We start from the raw sequence: 9,187 nt of genomic DNA, 5'->3' as shown, positions 1-9,187 counted from the left end.
ACTCCGGTTTCTGCGCTCCGTCCGCCTTGTTCCCGGGCTTCTCACGACAATTAATAGAGATGCCCATAAAACAAGCTGTTAACGGTAGAAGAGGCGGATCCCCTCTAATTTAGGGAAATTCAGACTGATCGGGCAAGCAGCTTGCCTTCGCAACTGCCCTGAAGTTCTTGATGGATGCCATCCAAACCGGAAAAAAGGCCGGTTGACCGCAGAGATGCATTCCGGTCATGATGCTTTCATGAAATATTGTATTTTCCACCGTATAAAAATTATTAATTCAATGATGAGCACCGCCAAGCGAAGCAATCAACCTGCAGAAGAGGATATTCGTGGTGCCCTGATGCCGATCATCTCTATAAGTCCAGTCCATCATGCTTGAAGCCAGAAACCTCTCTCTTACCGTCGGAACCAAAGAGCTCCTCGTCGACACATCGTTCCGGGTCGGCGACACTGACCATGTCGCACTTGTAGGCCTTAACGGTACGGGCAAATCGACCCTTCTCCGCCATATCAGCGGAACGACCTATGACAGCGGTCTCATGACCAGCGGACAGCTGCTCAAATCAGCGGAAACCACCATCGGCTACCTGCCGCAGGAGATCAACTTTGATGCGGATCTGGAAAAAACCGCCCTGCAGTATGCTCTCCTGGCGAACGAACGGCTTTGCGTTCTGTCGGAAAAAATCACCCGCATGGAGCGCGAGCTCGCCCTTCCGGAACAGGATTATGAGAGTGAATCCTACCACCAGCTTATTGAACGCTTTTCCGATGCCATGCACGAGTTTGAACATCTGGGCGGCTACACCATGCAGTCCGATGCCGAAAAGGTGCTGGCAGGACTCGGCTTCAGCGAGATAGATTTCCACAAAAAAGTCAAGGCTTTTTCCGGTGGATGGCAGATGCGCCTCCATCTCACCAAACTGCTGCTGCAGAACCCGACACTGCTCCTGCTCGACGAGCCGACCAACCACCTTGATATTGATTCACTCCGGTGGCTGGAGAACTATCTGGTAAACTACGAGCACAGCTATATCATCGTCTCCCATGACCGGTTTTTTCTTGACAAACTCACCAAAAAAACCCTGGAGATCGCTTTTGCACGCATTCATGAGTACAAGGGGAACTACTCCTGGTACGAAAAGGAGAAGGCCGAGCGCTATGAACTGATGATGGGCAAATATGCCAATGATCTTAAAAAAATGGAGGAGCTCCGCGCCTTTGTCGACCGATTCCGCTATAAGGCAACCAAGGCACGCCAGGCACAGAGTCGCCTGAAGCAGATGGAGAAGCTTGAAAGCCAGATAGAGTCTCCCGAAGAGGATCTCTCGCGAATCTCGTTCCGTTTTCCGAAAGCAAACCCTTCCGGTCGGGAGGTGATGCGGCTTGAAGGGGTAAAAAAAGCCTACAGTATGCCTGACGGCTCCAATAAACAGGTACTGAACGGTCTTGATCTGGAGGTGATGCGTGGCGACCGGATCGCGATTGTCGGCTCGAACGGTGCAGGAAAGAGCACCTTCTGCAAAATCATTGCCGGAGAGCTTGATTTTGAAGGCAAGCTCACGATGGGTCACAATGTCTCCCTGAACTACTTCGGACAGCATCAGACGGAGAGCCTCTCTCCTGATAAGAGCATCTACACCGAAATGCTCGACTCCGCACCCAATTCGGAAGCCCAGAAAAGAGTGCGGGATATTCTCGGCTGTTTTCTCTTCAGCGGAGATGCCATCAATAAAAAAATCAGGGTGCTCTCGGGAGGGGAAAAATCAAGGGTGGCGTTGGCCAAAATCCTCCTGCAGGCCTCCAACCTGCTGATTATGGATGAACCGACCAACCATCTTGACATGCGTTCAAAAGAGATGCTGATCGAGTCGCTTGAAAACTACAGCGGGACCCTTCTGCTCGTCAGTCACGACCGCTATTTTCTCGACAGCCTGGTCAATAAGGTGATCGAGATCAAAAACGGCAACATGCAGCTTCACCTCGGCACCTACGCTGAATATCTTGAGAAGGCGGAAAAAGCCATTGAGGCAGAACGCAAACAGGAAGCCGCCGGACGCCAGAAAAGCCAGGCCGCCACGCAAACAATCACCGAAAAGGATAAAGAGCAGGCTAAAAAGAGTGCCGCTGCCAAAAAGGACAAAAAGAGAACCGAAGAGATCGAGCAGAAAATCAACCGGCTGGAGCAGCAGAAAGAGTCGATTGAAACCGTTATGGCAACCGAGGATTTCTATAAAAAGAGTCAGAAGGAGACCGACAGCATCCTTGAGGGTTACCATAAACTCTGCGCAGAACTCAATCTCCTTTTTGCCGAGTGGGAAGAGATCTCGGCATAGGCGCTATTGATTGTCGTGAGCCCCGAATGTATCGGAGATTATCAGCGATACGCTAAAGCCACTTCCTGATGGTTTCAACCAGAATAGCGGGGTCAATCGGTTTGGAAACGTAATCAGTCATCCCTGCATGCATGCAGATCTCCCGATCCCCCTGCATGGTATGTGCGGTAAGGGCAATCACGGGAATAGTGTGATTGAGCACTGCGGAATCAGGATTGCGGATAATGCGCGTAGCCTCCAGACCATCCATCTCAGGCATCTGGAGATCCATGATGACAAGGTCATAAGGGGTAGTCTCAAGTGCGCTGACCGCTTCGGCGCCATTGACAACCACATCGATTTGATAGCCGAGCTTGCCCAGAATACCGATCACCACCTTCTGGTTGATGCTGGTGTCTTCAGCAAGCAGCAGCCGGACTCCTTCCCCCCGACCATCTTTTTTTTGCGGCTGACTCCCCTTCGGGCTCTCACCGGCAGAGATTGAACTTCCTCCCGGTTCGGTATCGGCAAAAATAATAGCCGCAAAGGTGTCAAACAGGTCGGACTGGAGAATCGGCTTCGAAAGGCATGCGGTGCACCCCATTTGCTTGAGATCCTCCTCGGAGCATTTGCTGCCCAGGGAGCTCATCATGACAAGAACAGTAGATGCGAGTTTTTCATCATCCTTTATCGATCGGCAAAGCGTTGCTCCATCCATATCGGGCATCTGCATATCGATCAGGGCAAGGCGATAGGGCTCCCCGCTTTCAATTGCGCGTTTGAGCTCCTCAACAACCTGCGCTCCACCCGACAGCTCCGTAACAACTGCTCCCCATGACAAAAACTGCCGTCGCAGAACAGTGCGGTTGGTGGCATTGTCATCAACAATAAGTATGCGGGTTCCGGCAATCGCATCCTTTGAGTACCTTCCGCCGTTGAGCTTAGGCTGCTGCTTTTTGAATGGAATGGTAAACCAGAACTCGGAGCCTTCGTTTTCCCGGCTGTTGACACCTATCTCTCCGCCCATCAGCTCCACAAGCTGTCGGGAAATTGCCAGCCCCAGACCGGTACCTCCGAACCTGCGTGTTGTCGAAGCGTCAACCTGGGTAAAGCTCGAAAAAAGGATGGCAATTTTCTGTTCAGGAATTCCGATCCCTGTATCCCTGACCGAAAAACGGAGCAGATCCTCCTGATCAGAAGTTGAAACCAGCGAGACCGAAACCGAAACCTCACCCTGATGCGTAAACTTGATGGCATTACCGGCAAGATTGTTCAGTACCTGATAGAGCCGCCCCGGATCACCACGAAGAAAAGGAGTCACATCAGGAGATGCTGCACAGATAAACTCAAGCTCCTTATCCCGAGCCCGCACAGCCATGATCGAGGAGACATCATCCAGCACATTGCGCAGATCAAAATCAAGAATTTCAACTTCAAATTTGCCGGCCTCAATCTTTGAAAAATCAAGAATATCGTTGATAAGGCCCAGCAGAAAATCCGCACTTTCCTTGACTGCCTGGGCATATCCCCGCTGTTCATCACTGAGTGGAGTGTCAAGAAGAAGCCCGGTCATACCAATAACACCGTTCATGGGAGTACGAATTTCATGGCTCATATTTGCCAGAAATTCGCTCTTCGCCCTGTTGGCTGATTCAGAGGTAAAGCGGACTTCAACAAGAGCGGTTTCATGGCGGTGACGAACCTCTGCATTGGTAAACAGTTCGGCAAGGACCCTGAGCAGGGAGAGATCATCATCCCCCCATATTTTCAGGGTGCGCACGGCATCAAAGCCGACAAAGCCGAAACACTGTTCCCCATAATTCAACGGGATGGTAATAAGCGACTGAATCCCCTGAGGCTCAAGCAGGGCACGAAAAGCACTCTCTTCCGGCAACTCCTTCACATCCGGAATGTGCACAACCCTGCCCTGCCGGTGAGATGCAACCAGTTCCGGCATTGCGGCAGTGGACCGATTCTGAAGGTTCTGAATTTCAGCATTGATACCCGGAGCACACCACTCATGGGTATTGCTCATTGACCGGTTTTCAAAGTCATAGCTGAACAGATACACACGGTCAACCCGGGCAAACTCACCAACCAGTGCAAGAGCACTCTTTATAGAGTTATCAAGATCTTCAATCGGTTTATTGATAAATCCGATTGCAAGATCCATAAGCACAAGCTGGAAAGCCGAACGGCGTTTGAGTTCCTCCTCTATCTTTTTGCTTCCGGAGATGTCGCTGTGAGAACCGGCCATCCGGTAGGGCAGACCATCTTTGTCCCGAAGCGCTTCACCCTTCGCAAGTAACCAGAGATACTCGCCGTTTCGGTGCCTGAAACGGAATTCAACACTGAAAACCGGAACCTCGCCTTTAAGGTATCGCTCCAGACAGAGTTTATAATCCGGAAGATCATCAGGATGCACCCGCTCTTCAAACGTAGCATAGATATTGGGAAGTTCATGGTCTTCATAACCGATCATCTTTTTCCACCGTGGCGAGAGATAGAGGCTGTTATCGCGTATATTCCAGTCCCAGATGCCATCATTACTGCCGTTAACAGCAAGCATATACTGCTCGCGGCTCAGAATCAGCTCCTGTTCACGACGCCGCACACTCCTGTCCGTCCGGCTGAGCACAACAACAAGAAAGCTGTAAAGAAAGGTAAAAATGACAATAACAGAGATAACGGCAATCGAGACAAGACGATAAAGCCGGTCATTGTAGGCCGAAATATCCTGCATGATGATGATCTTCCCGGTAATGCGGCCTGAAACCTCCTTGAAGGATTTAGCCGTAACCCGCCAGGATCTCCCCTCCCAGTCGGTCTGCATACTTTCCGATATACCCCTCGAAAGCACGGCATTGAACTCCCCTGGAAAACGACCAAGAGAAGAGAATACCAGCACATCACTGCGGAATCGATTCCAGTCACGGTAACGCTTGAAGATGGTGATCCCCTCTTCCCATCCTGATTGCTGGAGCAGCTTCTTGTTGATGAACAACGCCACACCCCGTCCCGACTCGAGATGCAATCCCTTAAGAATACTCTCAACCTCCCTGCCGATTTCAATGTACCCGATCAGCCTGCCGTTATCCTCAACAGGAATGACCGCGCTCAGAATCAGGGTACCCTGCGGACCAAGCTCGATACCACATGAAAGCTTTCCGGTGCGTTGTGCCTCACGTGCAGTAAACCGGTTGATCCTGTCTCCGCTCCTTGAGGGATTATGCACCCGAAGAATACAGTTTCGAGCTGTGTCAATGAAATTGAAGTGTGTTATGCCATAGTAACGCTCAAGTCTTTTATAGAGCGGTGCACTGAGTGAGTAGAGGCTGTTTTTGTCGTGATTGCGCAATGCATCATAGAGCGAGCTGTTGTGGCTTATTGCCTCAAGCGTGACAATAAAGCCCTCCTTTGACAATTCAATGCTTTGACGCAACGCTTCGGCAACCTCATCTTCAGAACGGTGAACATCTTCTTCCAGACGCTGCTGCTGCTGCCACCAGAGCAGGAGGCCGAGTGTAATGATAAGAATGGAGATCAGTGCAGCAAGCGGTGGCATGAGACGTCGCAGTACCAGACCCGGGCGGGCTTCCTCCCTGCGCGAAACAAGATAAACACTGGTAAGCACAATAAGGCTTACGACGATAAAACCGACAGGAATTGCTGAACGGGCGACAAGATCCCATATCCACTCGGAAGCATCAATATCCATGCCAATTACGGCAATGGCCCTGCCGCTCTGGGGATCAACAAGGGGAACGAAACCACTGACCCATGTTCCCCAGCGGTCGGTAACAGGGCCTTCGGTATCCGGCGCTTTTCTCAGAAAGACATTCTGAAGAATATCGGTCGCCTCACCATATACCTGACCTGCAGGAGAGGATTCCGGTGAACTTGAAGGTTCGGAATCGACATAGAAGAAAACCGTTCCGCTGCCTGCCCTGCCCAGAAGATAGACAAAACGGGACTTTGAAACGGCAACTCTGGTTCTGGATAGCTGTTCCTTAAGTTTCACATAGGCCGTCTTTTCAATGTCGGACGGCGAACCTTCGAGCGCATTGAGCTGCTCCATATCAATGCCCTGGGCAGCAATAAGCACCTGCCGGAGCAGCTGGTCATGCATCTGACGATCAGCGTGAACAACTTGCCCTCCAGGCAAAAAAAGAGCCGCAGAGAAAAAGGAGGCCTAAAAGCAGTATCGGGATATAGCTTTTTTTTGTTGAACCGGGTGACTTTGTATTCAGAGCCTCCATGAACTGTTCAATAACGAGGTTGATCTCCTTGCATACCAAACAAAATAATCATCCGATCCGGGATAATGGCCCAGCAACCCTCCCTCGCCGATAACCTGTTCTGAACGGTCAAGGGGGAGAGCGCTCTTTTCATTACCGCCATAAGCAGGTTCAGGTATTGGTAACCTGAAGCATTACGGGCGCATTGCATTATAATCTACCACTTTTTCCATAGCTCTCAAACAAGGTGGATTGAGAGCTGCCGGATGAGAAGACACCCATGAGAAGTGAGTCCCGGACAGCAAGACCGATCACCTTCAGCGGGCAGGAGGTATGCTGCGCTTCAGATAAAGATCGTAGTCAGGCACAAGGCGGTTGTAATCTCTATCCATAAGAGGGGAGGAGATCATAAAATCAGCTGATGCCCGATTGCATGCGGTGGGGATGTTCCAGACCACCGCCATACGCAGCAGTGCCTTGACATCCGGATCATGCGGCTGGGGTTCAAGCGGATCCCAGAAAAAGATCAGAAAGTCTATCTCCCGGGAGGCAATCCTGGCACCGATCTGCTGGTCACCACCCAATGGACCGCTCATCAGTTTGTGAACTTCAAGACCGAGCTCGCGCTCGAATACCCCTCCGGTAGTACCTGTAGCGTAGAGGGTGTGCTGTTCAAGCAGGTCTCTGTTGAATTTCGCCCATTCAAGCAGATCAACCTTTTTGTTGTCATGAGCAACAAGAGCGATATTCTTGGAGGGGGCCATGGTGATCTGTTTCTGGCTCATATCATAATGATTTTATTATTTTTACAGCCAAACAAGGGGAATATCAGCAATAAAGAGAGAACCATCTTTCCCACCAGCAGAAAAATAACATATTTGTAACATAAGCCAGCGTCACGGAACCCTTCCGGGGAAGCCCTATTGCACTCCCCCGGAAAATATCCGGAGCCCGACCACACCGGAAATGATAAGTAAAAGAGAGATGATGCGGGCAAGATCAGCGGATTCATCAAACAGAAGCATCCCCATAATGGCTACCCCTGCCGCACCGATGCCAGTCCACACCGCATAGGCCGTTCCGACCGGAATGGTTTTCATGGCAAGCGAGAGAAGCCAGAAGCTTGCGATCATGGCGATGGCAGTCAGGAGCGAAGGGATAGGCCGGGAAAAACCCTGGGTGTATTTGATGCCAATAGCCCAGCCACACTCAAGACAACCGGCAATAACAAGATAGAACCATGCCATAGGAAAGTTTTTTCATTCATCAGCACACCGCTATTCATTGTAGTGAAATAAAGGTGCCATTTAAATTTTAATCCAGCGAAGTAACTTATCCGATTTTCTGGCTGCCTGCAAAACTCTCTGGATCATAAGGCCATCCTCAAAACCTGCGGCATCATGGAGCCGCTTTTCTCCGTTTTTGAGAGCCTTGACCATCCGGTAGGCAAAAAAGGCAAACCCGACAGCAAATATACCATGAACCGCCAGTGATGAGTGGCGGATCTGCTCCTGAAGCACCAGCTCATCCCACGCAAGCATCGGTTCAACCAGTTTCCATCGGGGAGCATCAATCAGGCTGCGTCCCACTTTTGCATTATCATTTGCAACCTCCCACAGCCTCCCTGCGCCGTCAAGACGAATGGTCTTAAAACTGCCGACCACTTCGAAGGATAACCATGTATAGGCGCCAACCGTAGTCACATGCATCAGCGAAGAGCTGCCAAGGGCCACCGATGAGGGGCCGAACTTCATCATCATGGCAAAATGGTCGTCGGAAGTGACCCGGCACGACTTCCCTGAACTGTCGGGTCGAAAGGGAATACTTGTTGCGAGATTACAGGAGACCGAAGAGATTTCGCCAACCAGAAACCGGTTCAGGTCAATCAGATGGGAGCCTATAGCGTAAAGCGCTCCACCACCTTTTTCCTCTTCGCACCACCACGACCAGGGCATATCAGGCCTGTTCCGGGTGGCAAGATTAACAACCGCACGTACTTCATACACTTTACCAATTTCGCCACCGTCAATCATCTGCTTCATGCATCGGACCGCCGGATGAAAACGGAGCTGATGGTCAATAAGCGCAAACCCCGGCGCTGTGGAGGCACTCTCCACCATGGCGGTTGCATCGGCAACATCGAGCGCAAAAGGTTTTTCGCAGAGCACACTTTTACCACTCTGCAATACACCGGTAACCATCTCCCTGTGCAGATAGGTCGGGGTGGTTACGCATACAAGGTCAAGATCACACTGCAGCATCTCGCGCCAGTCGGCAAAGCCCTGCGTAATACCAAACATCTTCATAAACTTCTGACGATGCTGCTCGGTCGGACTCGCCACAGCGGCAAGCTCCACGTCGCCCAGCATTGAAAAGGCCGGTGCCTGTGCAATTCTCGCCCATCCGCTTCCAATAAACCCGACTTTTATTTTTTTCTGATCCATCCCCTCAACCTATGTTCATATTTTTTTAACCTTTTGCATAAAAAGACCGGTAACCGAGCAGAGAATTAACTTCGCAAAAACTCAGCAATTCAAATCGAAATCCAGTGTTTTTTCAGGATAGAGAATTTTCAGCAACTCCACCACCGGGCGTCTGCCCTGATCTGGCCTAAAGATATACTAAAATTTTAAGGCA

Annotated in this window: 5 protein-coding genes; 1 reads left to right on the top strand and 4 read right to left on the bottom strand. The window is 50.7% G+C overall.

Going from position 1 to position 9,187, the window contains the following annotated elements; translation table 11 throughout:
- Positions 1 to 371: 371 nt before the first annotated feature.
- Positions 372 to 2,333, top strand: coding sequence for an ABC-F family ATP-binding cassette domain-containing protein (locus BOO20_RS00225; RefSeq protein WP_076789071.1), 1,962 nt, complete (start codon positions 372 to 374; stop codon positions 2,331 to 2,333).
- A gap of 52 nt (positions 2,334 to 2,385) precedes the next feature.
- Here the strand turns inward: BOO20_RS00225 and BOO20_RS00220 are convergent, their stop codons facing one another.
- The 4 genes from BOO20_RS00220 to BOO20_RS00205 form a co-directional block, all read right to left on the bottom strand.
- A complete protein-coding gene (locus tag BOO20_RS00220; protein WP_233120836.1) occupies positions 2,386 to 6,441 on the bottom strand; it encodes a response regulator in 4,056 nt (1,351 codons plus the stop codon).
- A gap of 426 nt (positions 6,442 to 6,867) precedes the next feature.
- Positions 6,868 to 7,335 carry a methylglyoxal synthase gene (locus BOO20_RS00215; protein ID WP_006365431.1) on the bottom strand — a complete coding sequence of 156 codons (468 nt, stop codon included), beginning with the start codon at positions 7,333 to 7,335 and terminating at the stop codon, positions 6,868 to 6,870.
- 135 nt (positions 7,336 to 7,470) lie between these two features.
- Complete coding sequence (gene sugE, locus BOO20_RS00210; protein WP_076789068.1) at positions 7,471 to 7,797, bottom strand: quaternary ammonium compound efflux SMR transporter SugE; 327 nt, start codon at positions 7,795 to 7,797, stop codon at positions 7,471 to 7,473.
- A gap of 60 nt (positions 7,798 to 7,857) precedes the next feature.
- Positions 7,858 to 8,994 (bottom strand): Gfo/Idh/MocA family protein, encoded by a 1,137-nt coding sequence (locus BOO20_RS00205; protein WP_076789064.1) that lies wholly within the window; start codon positions 8,992 to 8,994, stop codon positions 7,858 to 7,860.
- Positions 8,995 to 9,187 lie beyond the last annotated feature (193 nt).

It is taken from the genome of Chlorobium sp. KB01, assembly GCF_001975465.1.
Taxonomy (GTDB): Bacteria; Bacteroidota; Chlorobiia; order Chlorobiales; family Chlorobiaceae; genus Chlorobium.
The sequence above is the reverse complement of the archived record's forward strand: the minus strand, read 5'-3'. Positions and strand labels throughout refer to the sequence as shown.